Consider the following 23,952-nt stretch of genomic DNA (forward strand, 5'->3'; position numbering starts at 1 on the left):
ATGAATAGAGCCAAGGAGTGATGACTGTGACGATAACATTTGATGAAAAAAAGAAATACTTCCACCTGCAGAACGAATCAGTGAGCTATGTGATTGCACTGGAAGAAGAAAAATACGTTTCCCATCAGTATTGGGGAAAGAAACTCAACAGTTTTTCCCAAGTGGCTGACTATCCGCGCCAAGACAATGCCTTTGCACCAAATCCATCCGAGGTGCCCGGCCGCGTGTTTTCGTTGGCGACCTTGCCGCAGGAATTCCCGGGCAACGGCAGCGGCGATTTCCGCGAATCGGCCTTCGAATGCCTGTACCCCGATCAAACGACCGTCAGCCTGTTGACTTACAAGAGCCATGAAATAGTGGCGGGCAAGCAGCCGCTGCATGGCTTGCCGCAGACGTACGAAACGAAGGAAGAACCGGCGGAAACGTTGTTGCTGACCTTGGAGGATACCGTCACGAAGGTGGAGGTCGTATTGAGCTACACCTTGTTCAAGGACTATCCGGTGCTGACGCGCTCGGCCAGTTTCCGCAACAACGGGGCTGCGGATATCCATCTGAACAAAGCTTTGAGCATGTCCATCGATTTCCCGGATGACGCTTTCGATATGATCCAATTACCGGGTGCCTGGGGAAGGGAACGCCAAATCGTGCGCACGCCGCTTGTCCGCGGCATCCATACGCTCGACAGCAAGCGCGGGACCACGAGCCATGCTTACCAGCCGTTCGTGGCTTTAGCCGAGAAAACGGCGACGGAAGACCAGGGAGCGGTTTACGGATTCCATTTCGTCTACAGCGGCGAATTCAGGGCCAATGTCGAAGTCGACACCTATTCGCAAACGCGCGTCCAGATGGGCATCAATCCGGTCCATTTCCAATGGCGTTTGCCTGTCGGAGAGACGTTCCAAACGCCGGAAGTCGTGCTGGCTTACAGCGAAAACGGCCTGAACGGCTTGTCGCAAACGCTGCATCCGTTCTACCAGAAGCATCTCGTGCGGGGCGAGCATCAATTTTCGGAACGGCCGGTCCTCATCAACAACTGGGAAGGCACCTACTTCGATTTCACAGCCGAGAAGATCGAGGCGATGGCCGATGAAGCGGCCGCTTTGGGAGTCGAGCTGTTCGTGCTGGACGACGGTTGGTTCGGCAAGCGGGATGACGACTATTCCTCGCTGGGGGATTGGCATGTTCACACCGCGAAATTGCCGGCTGGATTGAAGCAACTCGCAGAGAACATCAAGTCGAAGGGCATGCTCTTCGGTCTGTGGTTCGAACCGGAAATGATCTCCGAGGACAGCGAGCTTTACCGCGCCCATCCGGATTGGTGCATCCACACGCCCGGCAGGGAAAAATCACTGGGCCGCAGCCAATACGTGGTCGATTTCAGCCGCAAGGAAGTCCGCGACAATATCCTGGCGCAGATGATGCTGATCCTGGATGAAGTGCCGATCGACTACATCAAATGGGACTACAACCGCAACATGACCGAAATCGGGACTGCTGCTCCAGGCGCTTTGCCGGGGGAAGTGCTGCACAAATACATGTTGGGCCTTTATGAGGTGATGGAAGCACTGGTGACGAAATATCCGCACATCCTCTTCGAAAGCTGCTCAGGCGGCGGCGGGCGTTACGACCCGGGTATCCTCTACTATATGCCGCAGACTTGGACAAGCGATAACACCGATGCGGTGGCCCGTCTGGAAATCCAGTACGGTACCAGCCTCGTCATGCCGATCTCGAGCATGGGTTCGCACGTATCCGCCATCCCGAATCACCAGGTGCACCGCATGACTTCGATGAAGATGCGCGGGGATGTGGCGATGGCCGGCAATCTGGGCTACGAACTGGACGTCACGACGCTTTCCGAAGCAGAGAAACAGGAAATGAAGGAGCAGATCAGCTTCTACAAGGAACACCGCGGACTTGTCCAATACGGTGTCTTCCACCGCATCCTCAGTCCTTTCGAAACGCAGAACGAGGCCGCTTGGATCTTCGTGAGTCCCGAGCAGGGCGAGGCGCTCTATTTCTACTACCGGGTTCTCGACCGGGCCAACCTGAAGAAGAAAAAAGTGCTGTTCAAAGGCTTGGACACTACTAAATTCTACACCGTCAGCGGGTATGAAGGGGCAATCGGCGGGGATGAGCTGATGAACCGAGGGCTTTATCTGAAGAATGCCCTGCAAGGGGATTACCAAAGCGTCTGTTTGGTGCTGAAGGAAACACAATCTGTATAAAAAGCAAAAAAAAAGCAGAAGGCTGTCTCGAAAATGAGATAGCTTCTGTTTTTTTGTCAGTCCAAATATTCTTTTTCGAAAGTCTTCGTGCTGCGCACGGTGTCGAATTGGCGGACCAATCCTTCTATCTCTTCGCGGGAATCACGGAATTTAGGCGGCAAGGCCAATCGTTCGCCCAGTGTCTCGTAAGGCTCTTCATCATCGATGAATCCGGGGCCTTCCGTCGCAAATTCGAAGAGGATGCCCTGCGCGATATTGGCGTAGAGCGATTCGAAGTAGAAGCGGTCGACATAGCCGGAGATCGGGAAACGGTAAGCGCTCATATGTTCGATCCATTCTTCCAAATCTTTGCGGTCCTTCACGCGGAAAGCCATGTGGTGGACGCTGCCGAAACCTTGTTTGGATTGACCCATTGAAGCGTTGTGCTCCACAATCATGCGGCCGCCGTTTCCGCCGTCGCCCACTTCGAAGAGATGGACGTCGCCATCGGAAGCGGCATGGCGGAAGCCCAATACGGACTCCACTACTTGCTTGTAGAAATTGAAATCAGCGATGCGGACGAAAATCGGTCCCAACCCGCGGATGCCGAATTCATTCGGAACCGGGCCTTTTTGCCACGGGATTCCGGGAGCCACGCCGGCATCCGACTCATCGGAAACCAACTGGTAGAGCTGCTCGTCAAAATCCTGGAAGTCGAGCACCCGGCGGCCGAACTGCTCATAGATACCGGAATGCGTGACGTTGTATTTGTCGAAGCGTTTGATCCAGTAATCCAGCGCCTCATCTGAAGGGACGCGCAGACCGGTCTTGAAGATTTCGTTGGTCCCTCTGACGGCTTTCGGGATGCCCGGGAAGTCGAAGAAAGTCATGTCCGTTCCGGCGCTACCGCGGTCATCGGCGAAGAAAAGGTGATAAGTCTGGATGTCGTCCTGGTTGACGGTTTTTTTGACCAAGCGCATGCCTAAGATATTCGTGAAGAAGTCATAGTTCTTTTCGGCGCTGCTTGTGATGGCGGTGACGTGGTGGATTCCTCTTAGTGTGTTCATGGGTCGGTTCCTCATTTCATTGTGTATTCTGTTTCGTATATTCCTAATTCGAGATATATGTAGACAAAAAAAGAAATCAGCAATCAGCTAACTTAATGTCAGTATACCGGGGCCCGATTCAAGATGCAAGCATTTTGCCCCACCAAGAAGAAAGCGGCGCTCGGGAGGCGGGAGGCGTCACAAAAGGCAAATGTAGGAGAAGCGTGTATAATGAGAAGAGCGAAAAGCATTTTGTAGACTACAACAAATCTAGAATGAACGAAAGGCAGTGAGCGAATGGCTGGAAATGGATTGATGATGCAATATTTTGAATGGTATTTGGATGATGATGGTCAATTATGGAATCGCCTGAAGGAGGATGCAAAACATCTGAAGGAACTGGGCATTACGGCTGTCTGGACTCCTCCGGCCTACAAAGCGACAGGGACGAACGATACAGGCTACGGCGTCTACGATCTCTATGATTTAGGTGAATTCGACCAAAAAGGGGCCGTCCGCACAAAATACGGAACCAAGGAAGAGTACTTGGCTGCAATCGAAGCCTTGCATGCGGAAGGACTCGCCGTCTATGCTGACGTCGTCCTGAACCACAAAGCCGGCGCTGATGAAACGGAACGCTTCCTTGCTTATGAAGTGGATCCCGACAACCGTCAGGAAAAGCAGACAAAATCATACGAAATCGAAGGCTGGACGAAATTCACGTTCCCGGGCCGCGGTGACAAATATTCCGACTTCAAATGGTCATGGGAACATTTCACCGGAACGGACTTTAATAACGAAAACGGCAAAGAAGCCATCTACATGATCAAGGGCTTTGAAAAAGGCTGGACGGAAAACGAGAGTGTAGACAGCGAATACGGCAATTATGATTATTTGATGTATGCCGATATCGACTACGGCCACCCCGCAGTCGTCGAAGAAGTCAAAAAATGGGCGGACTGGTACATCAAGGAAACCGGCGTCGACGGCTTCCGCCTGGATGCCATCAAACACATCAATGACCATTTCGTGCAAGAGTTCGTTGAGACGATCCGCGCACAGCATGGCGATGATTTTTATGTGGTCGGCGAATATTGGAAGTACCGTTATGGGACAATCAAGGAATACTTGGAAGCGACCGACTTCTCTTTGGATCTGTTCGATGTCCCTTTGCACCAGAATTTCCACGTCGCATCCCAGCAAGGCAAGGATTACGATCTGCGTGAATTGTTCAAGGAAACGCTGGTCGCCAAAAATCCGACCCATGCGGTCACGTTTGTCGACAACCACGATTCGCAACCGGGTCAAGCCCTGCAGTCCTTTGTCGAGCCTTGGTTCAAACCGTTGGCATACGGCGTGACGCTCTTGCGCGAACAAGGATTTCCGTGCCTATTCTACGGCGATTACTACGGCATCAAAGGTGCGAATCCGATCGACGGCCAACAAACGTTCCTGGATAAACTGCTCTATCTGCGCGCGAACCATGCTTACGGCGAACAACGCGACTACTTCGACCACAGCAACTGCGTCGGCTGGACCCGTCTCGGGAATGAGGAGCATCCGTACGGTTTGGCGGCAGTCATTTCCAACAGTGAAGAAGGATTCAAGGATATGTATGTAGGCGAACAATATGCCGGACAGACCTTCGCGGACTATACAGGCAACCGTGAAGACAGGGTCGAAATCGCTGAGGACGGCAATGGGCGTTTCCCTGTCAAAGCCGGTTCGATTTCGGTCTGGGTGAAGGACGGCATCTCTCCGGAGCAAGCCTTCGATGCGAATGCGGTGGAAGGGTAACTTTTTTCCGAACAACTGCGGGCGAATAGATTGAAGCTAAAACAATAACCCAATAATGAAGGAGGTGTCTCATGGAGGCACCTCCTTCATTCTTCATTATGTGGTCGAGAGCGCTCTTGTCCCGTGAAGGGAGGCTTCGCTGGAGTTCGGCCCACATTCTGCTGGTGTCCTCCGATGAAGGCTGTTTCGTCGTAGTTGAATGCGACTATTGCCGGTGTGCTCCGGTCGGAAGGTCCTTCACCGGAGCTGCGCCCGCATTCATTCCAGCGCCCTCCTCCAGCCAAAACACGCAAATACATGCATAAGAAAAAGGCTGTCCTCAATGTGAGCGACAGCCTTTTTCTATGGGGGGGAGGGTAGGTTAGAACTGGAAAGCGTAATTAAGGTGATGCCGCCATCCTCTGGTTAAGGAATGGTGATCACATCTTGGGATTGCTTGTCGAAGAAGTGGGACTTGTTCATGTTGAAGGCCAAATCAATGACCTCGCCTGGCGAATGGAAATCGCGTGCGTCCACACGGGAAATGAATTCTGTTCCGCCGACTTTACTGTAAAGCATGGTTTCAGCACCCAATAATTCGGATACGACCACTTCCGCTTTGACAGCCCAAGTCGGGTTGGTATCAAGAACGATCTGCTCACTTTGGATATCTTCCGGACGGATGCCGAAAGTCAATTCTTTGCCGTTGTAGCCTTTATCTTCCAAGACTCTGCGTTTTCCGGCCGGCAAGGTCAATTTAAGACCTTCACCGTTCGTGATGACGCCATCCTGCAACGTTACGTTGAAGAAGTTCATGGCAGGCGAGCCGATGAATCCGGCTACGAAGACGTTCACTGGTGTATCGTAGACTTCTTTCGGGCTGCCGATCTGTTGCACAAAGCCATCCTTCATGATGACGATACGATCCGCCATGGTCATCGCTTCGGTTTGGTCATGGGTTACGTAGATGGTTGTCGTGTTCAGGCGACGGTGCAATTTTGCGATTTCAGCACGCATGGCCACACGCAATTTTGCGTCCAAGTTTGATAACGGCTCATCCATCAGGAAGACTTTTGCGTCACGCACGATTGCGCGACCCAAGGCGACACGCTGTCTTTGACCACCGGACAGAGCTGCCGGTTTGCGGTCCAAGTATTCCGTCAAGCCCAGGATGTCCGCTGCATTATCAACACGTTTTTTGATTTCATCTTTGCTGTACTTTCTCAGTTTCAGACCGAAAGCCATATTGTCGAATACGGTCATATGCGGGTAGAGTGCATAGTTCTGGAACACCATCGCGATATCGCGGTCTTTCGGTGCCACATCGTTCATGACAGTATCGCCGATGACCAATTCGCCTTCCGAAATATCTTCTAGGCCAGCAATCATACGCAGCGTCGTTGACTTTCCGCAACCGGAAGGACCGACAAAGACGATGAATTCGCGATCTTTGATTTGTAAGTTGAAATCTGTCACTGAGTAATTAGGGGAATTGTCATATTTTTTGTGGATGCTGTTCAATTGGATCTCTACCATGTATTTGTACCTGCCTTTTGATTTTTTTTGGCTTTCTTTTATGTCCTTATCTTATTTGAAAGCGGATTCCATGACCACGGGAAACTGCCCAAAAAGAAAGCCGATTTTTTGTGCACAATGCCGAAGGCGCTTTCTTGGCGTGGGGAGCTTTTAGAAAAACCTCAGGAATAGGTCATGAAAAAGTCTCAATTCATTGCTATAGTTTACACAGCGCTCGCCCGAAAGCATTAAGAAAGGGCAAGCACACAACTAAACCGTGAAAAACAGCCGTTGTTTTGGTAAAATGGTTCTTTGATACGTGAAAGAGCGATACAGAGATACTAGAGAGAAAAAGGGGTTTTGATCCATGAACAAAAGAGGGTTTGAAGTCATCAGCAGTTATGCCGATAAAAACATCCAATTACCCAAGCGTGCAACGAAACACGCAGCGGGATACGATTTTGAGGCAGCCGAAGAAATCGTCTTGCCGGCGATCTGGAAGACGGTCGTGCAAAGTGCGGGATCGCATCTTACGGAAATCTTCAACAGCGACAAGGATGAGGCGCTCGAAAAGAAAGAGCAGCTTTTGCGTCCGCTTTTGGTGCCTACCGGGATCAAAGCCTACATGCAGGATGACGAATATTTGCAATTGACGAACCGTTCCAGCAATCCGCTGAAAAATTTCATCGTGCTGCCGAACGGCGTGGGCATTGTCGATGCGGATTATTACAATAACGAAGGCAATGAAGGACACATCTACTTCCAATTCCTGAATTTCGGCTTGCGCGACAAAGTGATCAGCAAGGGTGATCGCATCGGCCAGGGCATCTTCCTACAGTTCCTGAAAGCTGACCAGGATGAAGCAGAAGGAACGGAACGCACAGGCGGTTTCGGCTCGTCAGGACAAGCCTAAAAAGAAAAACCAAATCCACGGGTATTTGCGTATTGTTATACGTAGAATAGGCTTTTTGTGATAAAATAAGATAAGTTGGTTCATACTTGAAGGAGAGATTCATTTGGCAAAAAAAAATGCAGTGAAATACGTTTGTCAGGCTTGCGGGTACGAGTCGCCGAAATGGCTGGGACGTTGCCCGAACTGCAACACTTGGAACCAAATGGAGGAAGAACGGGAAGCGACGAAAGCAGTGAAGCAGCAGCAGCGTTCCAATTTCAGCGGGAACGTACCTGAAGCGATCGCCATCCAGGACATCAAAACCGAAAATCTGCCGCGCGTCAAAACGCAGATGGAAGAAGTCAACCATGTGTTGGGCGGAGGAATCGTGCCCGGTTCGCTGATTTTGATCGGGGGCGACCCCGGCATCGGCAAGTCCACTTTGCTGCTGCAGGTTTCGGCGCAGATCAACCAGGGTGGTCACCGCGTTCTTTATATCTCCGGAGAGGAAAGTGCGAGTCAGATCAAATTGCGGGCGGAACGGCTGGGGGTCAAGGGTACCGACTTCTACATCTACCCGGAAACGGATGTCGACGCGATCCGCAGCACGATTGAGCGGATTAAGCCGGAATTCGTCATCGTGGACTCGATCCAGACGATGATCCATCCGGACATCACGAGCACGGCCGGCAGCGTAACGCAAGTGCGTGAATGCACCGCCGAATTCATGCGGATCGCAAAGAACAACGACATCGCGATTTTCATCGTCGGACACGTGACGAAGGAAGGCGCCATCGCAGGGCCGCGGATGCTGGAGCATATGGTGGATACAGTGCTGTATTTTGAAGGCGACCGGCATCATGCCTTCAGGATCCTGCGCGCTGTCAAAAACCGTTTCGGATCGACCGACGAAATCGGCGTTTTCGAGATGATCGAAGGCGGTCTGCGCGAGGTGCGGAATCCTTCCGAGCTGTTCCTGGAAGAGCGGCTCGCCGGCGCTTCCGGATCGGCAGTCGTTGCGTCGCTCGAGGGCACGCGCCCGATTTTGGCCGAGATCCAATGCCTGATCACGCCGACGGTCTTCGGGAATGCCCGCCGGACTGCAAGCGGCTTGGACTACAACCGGGTTTCGCTGATCATGGCCGTACTGGAAAAACGGGCGGGCTTGCTGCTGCAGAACCAGGATGCCTACTTCAAATCGACAGGCGGCGTGAAGCTGGATGAGCCAGCCATCGACTTGGCCGTGGCGGTCAGCATCGCTTCAAGCTATTGGGACACCGAGACTTCCGCGACAGAGTGCTTTATCGGCGAAATCGGCCTGACCGGGGAAATCCGCCGGGTGAGCCGGATCGAGCAACGCGTCAACGAAGCTGAAAAATTGGGCTTCACGAAGGTGTATCTGCCGAAGAACAATATGGCCGGCTGGAAGCACCCGAAAGGCATCCAAATCGTTCCCGTCGCAACGCTTCAAGAAACGCTGCGCAAAGTATTTCCGAATAAAAATTGATGACAGAAGGAAAGAGAGGGAAGCCTTTGAAACGGAAAATCATTACGGCCGTCTTCCTGATGGTGGGCGGCAGCGCTGGTATTACAGCACTGCCTTACCTGTGGGAATTAGCGGGCATACGAAACAATCTTTTCAACAATGTTTTTGTTAATTTTGGGGTTGGAGCACTTATATTTTATTTATTGTCATTTTTATTGATGAAATTGATTTTGGACGTCATCCAAAAGATAGAGAATTATTTCAGCACCTTATCGGTGAGCTACATGCTGTTCGGTTCGATCGGAACGATCATCGGGCTGGTGTTGGCTTGGCTGATCGGCATCCCGTTGACATCACTGAGGATTCCGGTCATCAACGATGTGCTGCCGGCTATCCTGTCCTTGATCCTGGCCTATCTGGGCTTCCGCGTGGGGACTACTCGGATTGAAGAATTCCGTAAACTGTTCGCAGCGAAACCGAAAAAGCAGGAAGAAACGCAGATGCTTGACCGCAAAGCGGATGATACCTTCCGCAAATACAAGATTTTGGATACGAGTGTCATCATCGACGGGCGCATCTACGACATCGCCAAAACCGGCTTCCTGGAAGGCGTCATCGTCATCCCGAACTTCGTCTTGCGCGAACTGCAGTATATCGCTGACTCCTCCGACAGCCTGAAGCGCGTAAGGGGCAGACGGGGATTGGATATCCTGAACAAACTCCAAAAAGAAGAAGATATCGTCGTGGAAAGCTACGATGGTGAATTCGAAGAGATTCCCGAAGTCGACAGCAAGCTGATCCGTTTGGCGAAACTGATCGACGGCATCGTCATCACGAACGACTATAACCTGAACAAAGTCTGCGAGTTCCAGAATGTGCCGGTATTGAACATCAATGCCTTGGCAAATGCCGTGAAGCCGGTCGTCATACCCGGTGAATACATGGTCGTCACCGTCATCAAAGTCGGAACGGAACGTAATCAAGGTGTGGCCTATCTGGATGACGGCACGATGATCGTCGTCGAAGAGGGACAGCATTACATGAACGAGACGATCGAAGTCGTCGTCACGAGCGCCTTGCAGACAGCTGCCGGCCGCATGATCTTCGCGAAGCCTGCGCATTCACAAAAAGGCATCAAATAGGAAATCCAGCACGACATAACCAGCTCCACAGAAAAGGGGATACTTCATATGACAAAGAAAATCCGCGTACGTTATGCACCAAGCCCAACCGGTAACCTGCATATCGGAAACGCCCGTACCGCATTGTTCAACTATCTGTTTGCCCGCCATAACGACGGCGAGTTCATCATCCGCACGGAAGATACGGACCTAAAACGCAACCTTGAACACGGCGAAGAAAGCCAACTGAAAAACTTGGCATGGTTAGGGATGGACTGGGATGAAGGTCCGGACAAACCAGGCAAATTCGGACCGTACCGTCAATCCGAAAGACAGCATATCTACGATCCGTTGGTCGATCAACTGCTTCTGTCCAACCGCGCCTACAAGTGCTACTGCAACGAGGAAGAGTTGGAAACGGAGCGCGAACAGCAAAGAGCACGCGGCGAAATGCCTCATTACAGCGGCAAATGTGCAAACTTGACGCCTTCCCAACAAGCTGAAAAAGAAGCACAAGGCATCACACCGGTCATCCGTTTCCGTGTGCCGATCGAAAACACTTATACATTCGATGACATCGTCAAAGGACCGATCACATTCGAAGCCAGCAGCGTCGGCGGGGACTACATCATCCGCAAACGCGACGGCTTCCCGACCTATAATTTTGCAGTTGCCGTGGACGATCACATGATGGCCATCACCCACGTCCTGCGCGGGGATGACCACATCGCCAATACACCGAAACAAATGATGATCTATGAAGCCTTCGATTGGAAAATACCTACTTTCGGACACATGACGTTGATCATCAACAGCGAAACAGGCAAAAAATTGAGTAAACGCGATGAAACGATCCTGCAGTTCATCGAACAATACAAAGACTTGGGCTACCTGCCGGAAGCGATGTTCAACTTCATCACGCTGCTGGGCTGGTCACCTGTCGGAGAAGACGAAATCTTCTCGAAAGACGATCTGATCAAGATGTTCGATCCGGAACGCCTGAGCAAATCACCTGCTGCCTTCGACCAGAAGAAACTGGAATGGATCAACAACCAGTACATGAAGAGCGCCGACCTGGACACAATCGTAACTTTGGCCGCGCCTCACTTGGTGGCTGCCGGCAAATTGCCGGAAAACCCAAGCGAAGCCGACAACGAATACGCGAAAAAACTGATCGGTCTTTATCACGAGCAAATGAGCTATGCCGCTGAGATCGTTTCCCTGTCGGAAATGTTCTTCGCTGATGAACTCAGCCTGGACGCAGAAGCGCAGGAAATATTGGCTGCCGAAACAGCGCCGACCGTGCTTGCCGCGTTCAAAGAGCAATTGCTTGCCATCGAGCCGTTCGAAGAAGCAGAAATCCTGGGCGCCATCAAGGCGGTCCAAAAGGAAACCAAAATCAAAGGCAAGAACCTGTTCATGGCCATCCGTGTCGCCGTCAGCGGCCAAATGCACGGGCCTGAAATCGGCAAGACCATCGAAGTGCTGGGCAGAGAAAAGAGCTTGGCCCACCTGAACAGCGTTTTGGAAAAGATGTAGGACCGACAAAAAAGTATAGCAAAAATGAGCTTATTCTATATAATAGATGGATAATCCAAAAAGGAGCATGAAATGACTTGAATAGATTACGCGAAACAATTCAAACCATAAAAGATCATGATCCGGCCGCGAGGAGTACGTTGGAAGTCGTTCTGACGTACCCGGGGTTACATGCCATCCTTATATATGATATCGCTCATTTTTTTTATAAGCGAAAATGGTATACCTTCAGCCGGGTGATTTCGCATCTCGGGCGTTTCTTAACCGGGATCGAAATCCATCCCGGAGCGACGATCGGACATCGCTTGTTCATCGACCACGGCATGGGGATCGTCATCGGGGAAACAGCCGAAGTCGGCGATGATGTCATGATTTACCATGGCGTGACGCTGGGCGGCACCGGGAAAGACACCGGCAAGCGCCATCCCACGATCGGGAACAATGTCCTCTTGTCCGCCCATGTGCAGGTGCTGGGGCCGATCAAAATCGGCGACAATGCCAAAATCGGGGCATCCGCAGTCGTCGTCAGCGAAATTCCGCCTGATGTCACAGCGGTCGGTATACCCGCAAAGATCGTTCGTTACCACAAGCTGTAAGAAAACAAAAAATCCAGAAATCAACAGAATGAGTAGCAAACAAAAAAGGGCATCAGCCCTTTTTTCGAAGCTGGAAAGGAGTGCGCAATGTTAAAAATCTACAATACCCTGACGCGCGAAAAAGAAGAGTTCCAACCGATCCAAAAGAATAAGGTGGGCATGTACGTCTGCGGTCCGACCGTCTACAACTACATCCACATCGGCAACGCGCGCAGCACTGTGGCTTTCGATACCGTCCGCCGCTATCTGGAATACCGCGGCTATGACGTGAATTTCGTTTCGAACTTCACCGACGTGGACGACAAAATCATCCGCGCCGCAAAAGAGCTGGGCATTTCCGCGAAGGAAGTCGCTGAAAAGTTCATCGCAGCCTTCTATGAAGATACCGCCGCGCTGCACGTCGAAAAAGCGACGCTGAATCCGCGCGTGATGGAAAACATCCCGGAAATTATCGCCTTCATCGGCGAACTGATCGAAAAAGGTTACGCCTATGCGGCCGACGGGGACGTCTATTACCGCACCGGCAAGTTCAAGGATTACGGCAAATTGAGCGATCAGTCGATCAAGGACTTGATTGTCGGCGCCAGCGAACGCTTGGATGCTGAAGAGAACATCAAGAAAGAGGATCAGCTCGATTTCGCGCTTTGGAAAGAAGCGAAGCCGGATGAAGTCTCTTGGGAATCGCCTTGGGGTCCGGGACGCCCGGGCTGGCATATCGAATGCTCCGTGATGGCGACCAAATACTTGGGCGACACCATCGATATCCATGGCGGCGGCCATGACCTGACTTTCCCGCATCACGAAAACGAAATCGCGCAGAGTGAGGCCAAAACCGGCAAAACCTTCGCGAACTACTGGATGCACAACGGCTTCGTCACGATCGGCGAAGATGCTGAGAAGATGAGCAAGTCGCTCGGGAACTTCGTGACGGTGCATGATATCCTGAAGGAAGTCGATCCGCAGGTACTGCGTTTCTTCCTCGGAACAGCGCACTACCGCCGTCCTGTAAAATACAGCGAAAAAGCCATCGAAGAAGCCAAAATAAACCTGGATAAGGTCAAAATCGCCTATCAGAACGCCCATTACCGCCTGCAGGATGCCGTTGCGGCACTGCCGGACGATGCCGAAAAATTGGCTTTGTTCCAGAATCTGCAGGAACAGTTCGTTACCGAAATGGACGACGATTTCCAGGCGGATAACGCCATGACGATCGTTTACCAGTTCGCCAAAGAATTGAACATCTACGCAGAAGGTGAAGCTGTTTCTGAAGCGGTCATCACCAAAGCACTTGCTTTATACAAAGCGATGGTCGGCGTCTTCGGCGTCGTGCTGGAGGAAGAGGCTTTGTTGGATGATGATATCCAAACGCTGATTGATGAACGGACACAAGCACGAACAGACAAAAATTTCGCCCGCAGTGATGAAATCCGTGATTACCTGAAAGATCAGGGCATCATCCTGGATGACACTTCGCAGGGCACCAGATGGAGAAGAGCATAGTGACAGAACAAAATTGGAGCTTATTGAACGGTCTTGCCTTGGCGTATGTCGGCGATGCCGCTTATGAGACCTATATCAGAACGCATTTATTAGAAAAAGGACACACCAAACCAAACCAGCTCCACCGTCGGGCGACTTTTTTCGTTTCGGCTAAAGCCCAAGCGAAGCTGATGCACGCGTTGCTTGCCAAAGAGGGCTTCCTGAGCGAAGAAGAAGTGGATATGTACCGTCGCGGCCGCAACAGCAAGAGCCATACGATCGCCAAAAATGCGGACGTAACGACCTACCGCATCGCGACCGGTTTCGAGTCGTTGATGGGCTATCTGCATCTTTCCGGGCAAGTGGCACGGCTTGAAGAGTTGATCCGTTGGTGTATCCAAGAAGTCGAGGAAAATAATTATGAAAAATAAACCGAACCGCGCGTTCAAAGACACCCGCAATGCCCCGAAAAAAGGCAGACCGGAACCAAAACCAAAACGACGCGATGACGAAGAAAAAGAAACACCCGAAAACGAAGACTTCGTGATGGGACGCCACCCGATACTGGAATTGCTGCGCTCCGATCGCGACGTCAACAAACTGTTCATCCAAGACGGATTGGGCGGAGAAAAATTGGGCGACATCATCAAGCTGGCGAAGGACCGCAAGATCCAGATCCAAGCGGTGCCGAAGTCCAAGCTGGACACGTTGTCCGACAATGCCGTCCATCAAGGCGTCATCGCCGCTACGGCCGCTTTCCAGTATGCCGTACTCGATGATCTGTTCGAAGCGGCTGCCGCTAAGAACGAAGATCCTTTCTTCATCATCCTAGATGGTGTCGAGGATCCGCATAACCTTGGTTCCGTGCTGCGTACCGCGGATGCCTGCGGTGCCCACGGAGTCATCATTCCGAAGCGCCGCGCAGTCGGCTTGACGGCGACCGTCGCCAAAGCATCTACAGGCGCCATCGAACATGTGCCGGTCGTGCGCGTCACGAATCTGCACCGTACCGTCGAAGAACTGAAGGAACGCGGTGTCTGGATCTACGCCACCGATATGTCCGGGCAGGATTACCGCCAGTGGGACACAACCTTGCCGTTGGCCATGATCATCGGCAACGAAGGCAAAGGCATCTCGCGTCTGTTGAAGGAATCCGCTGACGGCCTATTGACCATCCCGATGGTCGGCCATGTCCAGAGCCTGAACGCCGGCGTCGCAGCCGGACTGATGATGTACGAAGTTTTCCGCAAACGCCACGTTTGATCTGCAACGTCTGCGTACCAGAAGAAGCGAGGTGACGGCCATGTTGAAGAAAGAAATCCTGATAGTGGACGGCTACAATATGATCGGCGCCTGGCCGGAACTGGTGAAGCTGAAGAACCAGGACCTCATCGAAGAGGCCAGGGATCAACTGCTGCAGGCGCTGTCCGATTATCAAAGCTATGAAGGGAATGAAGTCTGGTGCGTCTTCGACGCCCAGTTCGTACCCGGCATCACGAAAGAATACTCCAAGTACCGCGTGAAGGTCATCTTCACCGCACAAGGGGAGACCGCCGACACCTATATCGAAGGCGTCGTCAAGAAGCTGCGCAACGTGCTGACCGAAGTCTACGTCGCCACCAGCGACCTGGCCGAACAGCAGCTCGTCTTCTCGAAAGGCGCCCAGCGCATCTCCGCCATGGAACTCTACAAGGACATCAAGCGCTCCAAAAAAGCCTTGGAGACCGAAAGCCGCCGCTTCCGCGACCAACGCCAGCGCGGCACCTGGTCGGATGAGCAACTGGAGACCCTGCGGGAGATCTACAAGGATATGGTGGATTGAAGACATCCTGATAATATGAATGCAAAGAAGAGGTCATCTCGTTTTCGAGGCGACCTCTTCTTTGTGGAATTGAATTTACAATAGCGGCCCCGAAATCCGTCCTCAACTCCGGAGAAGGGACCGCCCACCGGAGTCAGTACCCCACAATAAGCCTTAACTTCTGTGAAGGCGGCGTCATCGGAGTATACAAGCAAAATATGGGCCAAACTCGGGCCACAACGTGGGAAATTCTATTTGGCATCATCGTATGTCTGGGAAAGGGGAAATGAGAGGTACGCATGCAGAATTACAGGAACTGCTGACGACACCCTGTAACAGAAGCGGTGTATATTGGATATGTTCGCTTTGGGTGAGGTATACTGTATAGAGGATTTAAATAATTTTTCGAAGATGCAGAAAGTGGGTAATGCTATTGAAAAAACAAACGAAAAAAATGATTGCCCCAATAGTGATTACAGTTTTAGTTATTTCCTATTTTATGTTCTACATGTGGCTGGGGCTGGCTAGTTCTGGTGACATCCCTTTGCTGATGAAAATACTACTGATCGTTGTCCCTAGCGGATTAATTGTGCTAATGGTGTACCTGTTAATCGAAAGAGTGAATGAAATCAAGGAGGATGATGACGATGATCTTAGTAAATACTGATTATATAAGCGGAAAAGAATTTGAAATGTTAGGACTAGTTAAGGGAAGTACGATTCAGTCGAAAAACTTAGGGCGCGATATTTCACAAGGGCTTAAAACGCTAATTGGTGGAGAGCTCAAAGCCTATAACGAAATGATGAATGAGGCCAGGGCTATAGCAACAAAGCGTATGGTTGAGGAAGCGACTGCGTTAGAGGCGGATGCAGTTGTAAACATTCGGTATGCTTCCTCTGCAATCATGCAAGGCGCAGCTGAAGTGATTACATATGGGACCGCTGTTAAATTTAAATAAAACATCATAGGAACGTATATTTTTGGTAATCATGCCGAAGGAGTTATCAATTTTCTCTACAGGTTACTTTCAGGAACGCAAATGACAGCTTTCATTTGCGTTCTTTTTTGATGCGTTCGACAATTACCTGTCGAACGCCATCAAATTCACCGATCCCGGCTGCGGCCTGTACAAGAGGAAATTTCTCAAATAGGTCGCCTGCATTCGGCAATTTTGGCCGACCACTCTCCAGATGCACACTCTAAAGTAATAATAGTGAGCACCACATCGGCTTCCGCTGCTCAAATAAGCTATAAGAATAGCCAAAAAAGGCAGGAACTTACCCGATTGTGGGAAGTTTCTGCCTTTTTCTTGTCCTTACGATATTTTCAGATAAGGCTCAAGGATATTTCTTAATCGAAACCATTTGCATCAATACGAGCGCCAAACTCGTCAGCAGGGCGACAAAAACAATGCTCTGGATGCCGCTGAAGGTGATGACGATGGCGGCCAGACTGGAGCCGATTGCGCCGCCCAACTGGATCAAAGAGCTGTTGATGCTGATCATAAAGCTTGATCTGTTTCCGGTCGCTTGGGCGATACCGGTGTTGAGCTGGAGGCCGGTGAACCAGGCGCTCATCAGCCACACGATGGCGAAGAGCACGCTTAACCATTTGACCGGTTGGAAGACAAGAATCAGCAGCATCGCTGCCGTTTGGAGCGCTGCCCCAAGCATCAGAGACTTGGCGTATCCGATGGCATCCGATACATGCCCGCCGATCAGATTGCCTGTGAAACTGGCGATACCCAGGAGAACCAATATCAGGCTCATCATCGGTTCGATGGAAGGGAAGAGCAGCAACAAGTAAGGGGTGACATACGTGTAGAACGCGCCGTAGCCCATAAACATGGACAACGTAAAGGCAAGCAGCAATAAGGTTTTTCCGTCCTTGAAAAACTGCAGCTCGTTTTTCAGATCCAGCTTTGTGGCTGCGTGATCCGCTTTCGGCAAATATTTCATGAAATAGACGAGAGACAACAGCATCATGCCGTTCAATATCCAAAAAATGCTGCGCCAATCCAAAATGGATGACAAGGCGCGCGTCAACGGGATGCCGATTACAAGCGCCAAGGAACTCCCCATGAAGTAGAAAGCCATGGAGCGGCCCTGTCTTTCTTTGGGGGAAAGTGCCACGACCGTCGAAACGGCCAGCACACCATAGCTGTTGGCGGAAATCCCCATGAGGAGCCGGATAATCAGCATCTGCACAAAACTTTGGGCATAGATAAGTGCGAAGGTCATCAAAATTGTTGCAAACAACATGATTTTCAGCATCCTGCTACGTTCGATCTTCCGGAACAGGATCAAGGTAATGGGCACCCCAAATGCAGCCCCATAGGAATACATTGTGTTCAACAGGCCGGAATCAGCCACCGAGATGCCCAGCGAAAGTGCGACCTTATCCAAAATGCCGCTGAACACAAAAGCCGTCATGGCAAGCACAAAGCTCATCACAGTGAAGACCAGCAAAGTAAGATTTGTTTTCTTCATTTCATTCTCCTTCGGACAGGGATTTCCATCCACTGTTTGTTTGCGGTTACAAAAAAACTAGGCCAGAAATTCGGAAAGTCTTATCGCACCTAAACATATTATACAGGTTAAACTTAACTTCAAGGCAAGCGCTTTTTGGAAATACTTTCTCTGGGTACACCACGATTCGGACTTGAATGAACCCCATATACACCCAACGTGGATTGCACACCAAATTGGGGAATGGTAAAATGATACAGGCTTCTGTCTAGCTGAAATCCAGCTCCACGTTTACTGGCGTTCTGCTTCAAAACGTTTATACGGGAGCGACTTATTTCGGAAATTAGTTAAACAGATCCATAGCTCCAACTTATGTAATCGTAAGAATCACAATGGATAAGGGGTTGCGGTTTATGAAAATACTATTTCCGTTATTAGCCATCATTGGCGGTATAGCTGTCGCTATTCAAGGTCAAATTAATGGGGGTTTAGGGAAAAAAGTAGGCGTGTTTGAAGCTTCGTTTGTTTCGTTTGCTATCGGAACACTAGCTTTATTGTTTGCCGTCCTGTTTTTTGGCAAAGGCAATTTGTTGGTTTTGTCAACAGTTCCAAAATGGCAGCTGTTCGGAGGTCTTTTGGGAGTCATATACCTCACCATTTCGATATTCGTGATACCTAAAATAGGTGTCGCCCCTACTTTTGTTTCTATTATTGCCGGCCAGATCATCATGGGTGCAATTATTGACCACTTTGGCTTGTTTGGTGGAGTCCGTAGTCCAATTGACATACAAAAAATCGGCGCAATCATGCTGTTGTTCATCTCACTTTATTTATTTAACCGCCAATGATAAAGAAGAAGCGATCGTCCCCTTGCGGAGCGGTCGCTTCTTTGGCTTGCACGCAGACTTTTTGGCGGAATATCGGCGCAGCACAGTCTGTTCCTTCGAGAACCGCTGACATTAAAGTTGGAATCGACAAATTTGTAAAATTGGATTGTCAAAAATGTAAAATTGAAACGGAAAATTTGTAAAAATGAATTTGCAAAAACGTAAAATTGAGAGCTACAAAAACGTAAAATTGAATCGGAAAACTCCATCCCAATTTAGCAAAAGCGCCAAAGCATTTCATGCTTGATCCCGCGATTGCATTGAGCCTACTTGGGGTGAGTCGCGAACAGCTTGAAACCTACAAAGTGCCCAAGCACGTCGGGAAATTCAATCAAACGTTGATAGGTCAACTATTAGAATCACTCGTGTACCAGAGCCTGATTATTTATGCCGATGCAAACGATGCACAGCTGTATCATTTTCGGGATGCAAAAGACCAGTATGTAGAGCACTTAAACTGGTTTGAGGATACAGTGAAGGATGAATTCCAAGTTACCAAGGTATTGCTGAATACAGGACCTTACGCATACACGAGATAATCGGATAGGGTTCATGTGATTCCGATTGCGATGCTGGGCGTTTAATTGATGTGGGAAAAACACGCGCTGCTTATAGTGAAATAGGGATCAAAAAAGACCCGCATCCGTGTCTGTTTTGATCCCTGTTTGTGCAATTGTAATGCTCATATATCTTTGTGCTCATCGTTCCGTTTGTCGCATCCAATTACGCTTGCTTATTGTAATTCATGCGTGTCAGCAAGAATATATGGTGCATCCATTTTGGTAGATTGAAGAAGCGTTTACCTTTGTCAATTTGGGCGATTTGCTCCAAGTCAGCTGGTGTCAGTTCAAAATCAAAAATATCCAGATTACTGTCTATGTGAGCCGAGTTTTTAGAACCTGGAATGACAATATTTCCTGTTTGGACATGCCAATGCAGGATGATTTGAACAACGGATTTATTGTATTTACTTGCCAATTCTGTAAAGATGGGTTCGGCAAGCAAGTCTTTGTCAGCTGAGCCAAGTGGATACCAAGCTTCAAGCGCAATATTGTCCTTAGCAAGTTTTGCTTTTAAATCTTTTTGTTGGAAATAAGGGTGGCATTCCACCTGCACAACAGCAGGTTTGATGGTTCCTTCAGCCAGCACCTTATCCAATTCAGTTCCTGTAAAGTTAGAAAGACCAATGACCTTAATTTTCCCAGTACTTACAGCCTCTTCCATAGCTTTCCAAGCGCCTAGATAATCCCCTACTGGTTGATGCAACAGCATGAGATCAAGGTAATCGACGCCTAAACGGTTCAGGGTATCCTCAATGGCTTGCTTCGCTTTTTCATATTTATATTCTGTCGGCCAGATTTTGGAGGTCAGGAAAATCTCGCTTCGATTGATGCCTGATTTTTCAATAGCACGACCAACAGCTTTTTCATTCATGTAAATATTTGCCGTATCAATCAATTGATACCCTTTTTTTAAGGCATGTTCCACGGAACGTTCTGCATCTGTTGGACGGATCCGATAAGTCCCGATCCCAAGGGTTGGAATAATCTCATTATTATTTAAAGTTGTATATCTCATTGTATCCTCCTTATTTAGTAAAAGCGCCGCTATTTTTCAAAAAAAGCGGGAGCATAGTGTAAATGTATTCTTGAAAGTAAAAATTGGTCTTTTGCGCATCTCCTCTACATAGTTTAACACTTTCGCAGTAACAAATAGTATCGGTAGTCAATCCGAACCTGTCACATTCTGTAAGTATCCAAATCAGTTGCTACCCGTGTATAGGTTTCGGCAACTAATTTCCAGCCATCTTCAGTCTTTGTGAAGACTTCCGAGATGACAAAAGGATTTTGTACTTCATTTCCCCTTATCGCGGCTGTTAAGATCATTTTTTTGAAAATAATGGCGGTGCTGCCGTAATCCTCAACGTATTCTTCTGCAACATCAGCCGCTTTGAAAATAAAAATTTTTTCGTTAAAGACTTCCATTTCCCCTGCCTTATCAAAAGTGATTCCCATATGAACAAAGCGTGCGTTGTCAGCAATGAATCCTGCAACTGCGGTCATATCATTTGCTAGCTTTGCATCCCAAATCTGTGTTGAAATGCGTTGAACATCGTGTGTTGTCATAATCATTCTCCCCTATCATTAATAAGTGTAATCAGGAATCAAGAGTTACATGTATTCTTGATTGTATTGATAAGCCTATTCTAAACCGTGGAGTCAGGACCATAGCAAGTGTTTCACTTATTAATATATTTCTTGCCTTGAGGGGGGTTACACTTTCAATCTCTGTAACGTCTTTGTAAGTAGAGACCAAGATAGCGATTCACCTTCATGGTGTCAGCGGTACGGTCGAAACAAACAAAAGGAAAGCAGGGAGAATGATGGACAAGACAACACAGGTAATTGATGTACTTTCGATGGGGTATGGAACTGTTCCTATAAGCGTTATGAGTGACCGGAAGCTGACGGTCGAGGCGAAGGCAATCTATGCGTACTTTGCCGCATGCATCGGGGCCGGGGACACAAGCTTCCCCACGGTCGGCAAAATCAGCAAGGATCTCAACATGTGCGAGGACCGATTCCGAAAGCATCAGAAAAACTTGATTGAAAGAGGATATCTGACAATCCGAAAAAATGCAGCGGCAAACGGAAGATATAGCACGAACGTGTATGTGATTCAGGAACGGGTTGCCAACGGATAAAATCAAACATAAAAGGACTGTCTTAACCAAAAATGGCTTAAGGGAGTCCTTTTTTGTATATTGATGGAATACTGCTATACATTACCAATTGGAGTCTAATGGGAGGGATTTTCAAATATCTAAAGAAAATACTGTACCTCCATCAGATAACTTTTCTAGACAATAGGTGGAGGCCATCCACAAATAAGAAATCATCATTGAACAGAAGAAAGTCTACGTCCAGATCACCGACACTGGCTGCGTTGTGAATCTGTTGAAGGGCTCGATCACCGTTGAAAGTAGACTGGGGAAGGGACTAAGATGATAGTGGAGATGCCGAAACATTAAAATGTACAGACTACAGTTAGAAAATAACTATGAAAAAATATAATTTAGAAAAACGACGAAAATCAATCATGGATTACCGTCGTTTCTGTGATTTTTTTCAGAAAGATATAATCAGCAAATATTTTTTACTTCAATCTGATCCATGAAAATCTCTACGTCTGTTTTATTGATTACACCCACTTCAGCATGTTGAGCATTAGACATTCCGCAAGCCATGGAATACTTTAATGTATCGACAATTGAATACTTCTGTTCAAGAGCGTATGCAAAACCGCCTACCGTAGCATCCCCAGAACCTGTAGGATTAATAATTTTAATTTTTGGAATAGTAACATCGTAGTATTTATCACCGGCTTTGAAAAGAGCACCTTCAGAACCACATGAAATCATTATGTACTCAATTCCATCGAATAGTTCATTAGACAGTTCCTTAATAGCGACTTCTTTCGAAGAAATTGATTTACCCAATAGTTCCCCTAGCTCATGGATATTTGGCTTAATAAAAGTCGGCTTAAAACCGTGACTGTCCAGTAACGACAGCAACTGCTCACCAGAGATATCCATAAGCACTGGGATAGTGGGATTTATTTCGGATCTGATATATTTCAAAAGGTCTTTATATAGATGTTTGTTGCTGGAATTTACAGAACCATTGATAGTGATCACTGATGCGTTTTCTTTTTCTAGTTTGTCTTTAATTTCGTTCATAAGGTTAAAGGCTAATTCGTCGCTGACCTTGGGACCGCTTTCAATGAGTTCGGTATGCACATTACCATCATGCATAACAGTAATGGCTCGTCTTGTTTCTTCGGGGACAGATAGCATCATTAATTCAAATAAGTTTTCTGCTTTTAGGTCTCTTCCTACTAAATCCCCGAGATCCCCGCCAAGAAATCCTGACAATATTACTTTTGAACCAGAGAGAGATGCTGTTCTACCAGCGTTGATACCTTTACCGCCAATAGATTTCTTTGGCGTTAGGAATCTATTGACTCTTCCCAGGGAGAATTGGTCAATAAAATAAGCGTGATCAAGTGATGGATTCATCGTTACTGTAATTATCATTTTACATGCTCCTTTAAAATTGTAGTGTATTGGCTATAGTGATTTAAGGTATCGTCTGAAATCTTCTCATCAGTAATAAGATAATCAAATTCACTTAAATTATAAAATGTGTAGATATCGGATACATCAAGTTTTGAGCTATCAGCAACAATACATTTTATTTTTGCTTTTGCTAAAGCCGCGATTTGAACAGATCCTTCAACAAATTGAGCGGTGGTTACATTGTTATCTACTATTCCATTAGTTGCAGCGAATGCAATGTCGATGTTTAAGTTCTCGAATGATTTTACTGCAACTTCACCAACAAATTCCTCTGTTACATGCGAAAACTCTCCACCTGTAAGAATAATTCGATAATCGGTGTTTTCTTTTAAATACATAAAAGCGATCAAACTATTTGTAATAAAAAATAAATTTTTACGATTAATTAATTGAAGTGCATACAAAATCGTAGTTCCAGCCCCAACAAAAACTGTTGAATTATCTTTGATGATTTCATTCATCACTTTTCCGATATATTTTTTTTCTTCTATATTAGCGTATATTTTTTCTTGCGTACTGAGTTCTTTTTTTTCTGAACTGAGTTTTTCTGCTCCACCGTATAATTTTTTTAGTTTATTTTCTTTCGCTAATTCAGTAACATCTCGGCGAATTGTCATTTCTGAGACTTCTAGCTGAGTCGCAATTTCTACAATAGTTAAGTATGAGGTTTCATCCAATAGATGTAGAATTCTATTTTGCCGTTCTTTTTTTAACATCGAGGTTCCTTCTTTCTAATAAATGCGTGTTCGACTTTGTTCTAAACGTTTGCTTTATCTTATTATATAGATACTGTGTTGCTTTTTCAATAGCGAATTAAAGAGTTTTTGTTCTTTTTACATAGAAAAGGGTATTTATATTGTAAATGACTGTTAATCTTTTGTTGTAAACGAAAAAAGATGATCAGAAGAATAACAAAATAAAAAAAAAATAATCAAAAAATGGAAAAATAAAAAAGAAAACGTTGACAATCTCTTTATAAGCGATATATACTAAGCGTGTA

The 23,952-nt window shown here is 48.0% G+C and carries 23 protein-coding genes; 16 read left to right on the top strand and 7 right to left on the bottom strand.

Translation table 11 applies throughout. The features are described from left to right. Window positions 1–20: 20 nt before the first annotated feature. Window positions 21–2,228, top strand: a complete 2,208-nt coding sequence (locus PH235_RS09055; protein WP_272162037.1) for an alpha-galactosidase — start codon at window positions 21–23, stop codon at window positions 2,226–2,228. A 56-nt stretch (window positions 2,229–2,284) separates the two neighbouring features. On the opposite strand, the gene PH235_RS09060 is transcribed toward PH235_RS09055, so the two are convergent. Beyond that, a complete protein-coding gene (locus tag PH235_RS09060; RefSeq protein ID WP_272162038.1) occupies window positions 2,285–3,274 on the bottom strand; it encodes a VOC family protein in 990 nt (329 codons plus the stop codon). A gap of 294 nt (window positions 3,275–3,568) precedes the next feature. Here PH235_RS09060 and PH235_RS09065 point away from each other — a divergent pair, with 294 nt between their 5' ends. Next, window positions 3,569–5,050: an alpha-amylase gene (locus PH235_RS09065; protein ID WP_272162039.1), complete on the top strand. Its 1,482-nt coding sequence runs from the start codon at window positions 3,569–3,571 to the stop codon at window positions 5,048–5,050. A gap of 405 nt (window positions 5,051–5,455) precedes the next feature. Here the strand turns inward: PH235_RS09065 and PH235_RS09070 are convergent, their stop codons facing one another. Further along, on the bottom strand, window positions 5,456–6,565 hold the full coding sequence (locus tag PH235_RS09070; protein ID WP_272162040.1) for an ABC transporter ATP-binding protein: 1,110 nt from the start codon (window positions 6,563–6,565) through the stop codon (window positions 5,456–5,458). Window positions 6,566–6,911: 346 nt separating this feature from the next. Between PH235_RS09070 and PH235_RS09075 the strand changes: the two genes are divergently transcribed. The 11 genes from PH235_RS09075 (at window position 6,912) to PH235_RS09125 (ending at window position 16,417) form a co-directional block, all read left to right on the top strand. Then, complete coding sequence (locus PH235_RS09075; RefSeq protein WP_272162041.1) at window positions 6,912–7,457, top strand: dUTP diphosphatase; 546 nt, start codon at window positions 6,912–6,914, stop codon at window positions 7,455–7,457. A gap of 103 nt (window positions 7,458–7,560) precedes the next feature. Beyond that, window positions 7,561–8,943 (top strand): DNA repair protein RadA, encoded by a 1,383-nt coding sequence (radA, locus tag PH235_RS09080; RefSeq protein ID WP_272162042.1) that lies wholly within the window; start codon window positions 7,561–7,563, stop codon window positions 8,941–8,943. Between the two features lie 26 nt (window positions 8,944–8,969). Then, entirely contained in the window at window positions 8,970–10,064 is a 1,095-nt protein-coding gene (locus PH235_RS09085; RefSeq protein ID WP_272162043.1) for a PIN/TRAM domain-containing protein, read from the top strand. Window positions 10,065–10,112: 48 nt separating this feature from the next. Further along, window positions 10,113–11,582, top strand: coding sequence for a glutamate--tRNA ligase (gltX, locus tag PH235_RS09090; protein WP_272162044.1), 1,470 nt, complete (start codon window positions 10,113–10,115; stop codon window positions 11,580–11,582). 77 nt (window positions 11,583–11,659) lie between these two features. Next, window positions 11,660–12,178 carry a serine O-acetyltransferase EpsC gene (gene epsC, locus PH235_RS09095; RefSeq protein WP_086628782.1) on the top strand — a complete coding sequence of 173 codons (519 nt, stop codon included), beginning with the start codon at window positions 11,660–11,662 and terminating at the stop codon, window positions 12,176–12,178. Window positions 12,179–12,265: 87 nt separating this feature from the next. Continuing rightward, on the top strand, window positions 12,266–13,678 hold the full coding sequence (gene cysS, locus PH235_RS09100) for a cysteine--tRNA ligase (protein ID WP_272162045.1): 1,413 nt from the start codon (window positions 12,266–12,268) through the stop codon (window positions 13,676–13,678). Next, window positions 13,663–14,088 carry a Mini-ribonuclease 3 gene (locus PH235_RS09105; protein WP_272162046.1) on the top strand — a complete coding sequence of 142 codons (426 nt, stop codon included), beginning with the start codon at window positions 13,663–13,665 and terminating at the stop codon, window positions 14,086–14,088. The genes cysS and PH235_RS09105 overlap by 16 nt, the downstream gene beginning before the upstream one ends. A gap of 115 nt (window positions 14,089–14,203) precedes the next feature. Continuing rightward, a complete protein-coding gene (gene rlmB, locus PH235_RS09110; protein ID WP_272162081.1) occupies window positions 14,204–14,920 on the top strand; it encodes a 23S rRNA (guanosine(2251)-2'-O)-methyltransferase RlmB in 717 nt (238 codons plus the stop codon). Between the two features lie 43 nt (window positions 14,921–14,963). Further along, window positions 14,964–15,479: an NYN domain-containing protein gene (locus PH235_RS09115; RefSeq protein ID WP_272162082.1), complete on the top strand. Its 516-nt coding sequence runs from the start codon at window positions 14,964–14,966 to the stop codon at window positions 15,477–15,479. 412 nt (window positions 15,480–15,891) lie between these two features. Continuing rightward, complete coding sequence (locus PH235_RS09120) at window positions 15,892–16,125, top strand: hypothetical protein (RefSeq protein ID WP_272162047.1); 234 nt, start codon at window positions 15,892–15,894, stop codon at window positions 16,123–16,125. Further along, entirely contained in the window at window positions 16,106–16,417 is a 312-nt protein-coding gene (locus PH235_RS09125) for a YbjQ family protein (protein ID WP_272162048.1), read from the top strand. The genes PH235_RS09120 and PH235_RS09125 overlap by 20 nt, the downstream gene beginning before the upstream one ends. A gap of 379 nt (window positions 16,418–16,796) precedes the next feature. Here PH235_RS09125 and PH235_RS09130 read toward each other — a convergent pair whose 3' ends face one another. Further along, window positions 16,797–17,948 (bottom strand): MFS transporter, encoded by a 1,152-nt coding sequence (locus tag PH235_RS09130; protein WP_272162049.1) that lies wholly within the window; start codon window positions 17,946–17,948, stop codon window positions 16,797–16,799. 392 nt (window positions 17,949–18,340) lie between these two features. On the opposite strand from PH235_RS09130, the gene PH235_RS09135 reads away from it, so the two are divergent. Together PH235_RS09135 and PH235_RS09140 are read left to right on the top strand one after the other, a co-directional pair. After that, on the top strand, window positions 18,341–18,775 hold the full coding sequence (locus tag PH235_RS09135; protein ID WP_272162050.1) for a DMT family transporter: 435 nt from the start codon (window positions 18,341–18,343) through the stop codon (window positions 18,773–18,775). Between the two features lie 233 nt (window positions 18,776–19,008). After that, complete coding sequence (locus PH235_RS09140) at window positions 19,009–19,353, top strand: DUF4143 domain-containing protein (RefSeq protein ID WP_272162083.1); 345 nt, start codon at window positions 19,009–19,011, stop codon at window positions 19,351–19,353. 184 nt (window positions 19,354–19,537) lie between these two features. Here PH235_RS09140 and PH235_RS09145 read toward each other — a convergent pair whose 3' ends face one another. After that, window positions 19,538–20,392, bottom strand: a complete 855-nt coding sequence (locus tag PH235_RS09145) for an aldo/keto reductase (protein ID WP_272162051.1) — start codon at window positions 20,390–20,392, stop codon at window positions 19,538–19,540. A 161-nt stretch (window positions 20,393–20,553) separates the two neighbouring features. Then, window positions 20,554–20,940 carry a nuclear transport factor 2 family protein gene (locus tag PH235_RS09150; protein ID WP_272162052.1) on the bottom strand — a complete coding sequence of 129 codons (387 nt, stop codon included), beginning with the start codon at window positions 20,938–20,940 and terminating at the stop codon, window positions 20,554–20,556. A gap of 257 nt (window positions 20,941–21,197) precedes the next feature. On the opposite strand from PH235_RS09150, the gene PH235_RS09155 reads away from it, so the two are divergent. Then, a complete protein-coding gene (locus PH235_RS09155) occupies window positions 21,198–21,518 on the top strand; it encodes a helix-turn-helix domain-containing protein (RefSeq protein ID WP_272162053.1) in 321 nt (106 codons plus the stop codon). 438 nt (window positions 21,519–21,956) lie between these two features. On the opposite strand, the gene PH235_RS09160 is transcribed toward PH235_RS09155, so the two are convergent. Further along, on the bottom strand, window positions 21,957–22,910 hold the full coding sequence (locus PH235_RS09160) for a 1-phosphofructokinase family hexose kinase (protein WP_272162054.1): 954 nt from the start codon (window positions 22,908–22,910) through the stop codon (window positions 21,957–21,959). Next, window positions 22,907–23,668, bottom strand: a complete 762-nt coding sequence (locus PH235_RS09165) for a DeoR/GlpR family DNA-binding transcription regulator (RefSeq protein ID WP_272162055.1) — start codon at window positions 23,666–23,668, stop codon at window positions 22,907–22,909. The genes PH235_RS09160 and PH235_RS09165 overlap by 4 nt, the downstream gene beginning before the upstream one ends. Window positions 23,669–23,952: the final 284 nt, after the last annotated feature.

Source organism: Trichococcus sp. K1Tr (assembly GCF_028309625.1).
In the GTDB taxonomy this organism is placed as follows: Bacteria; Bacillota; Bacilli; order Lactobacillales; family Aerococcaceae; genus Trichococcus.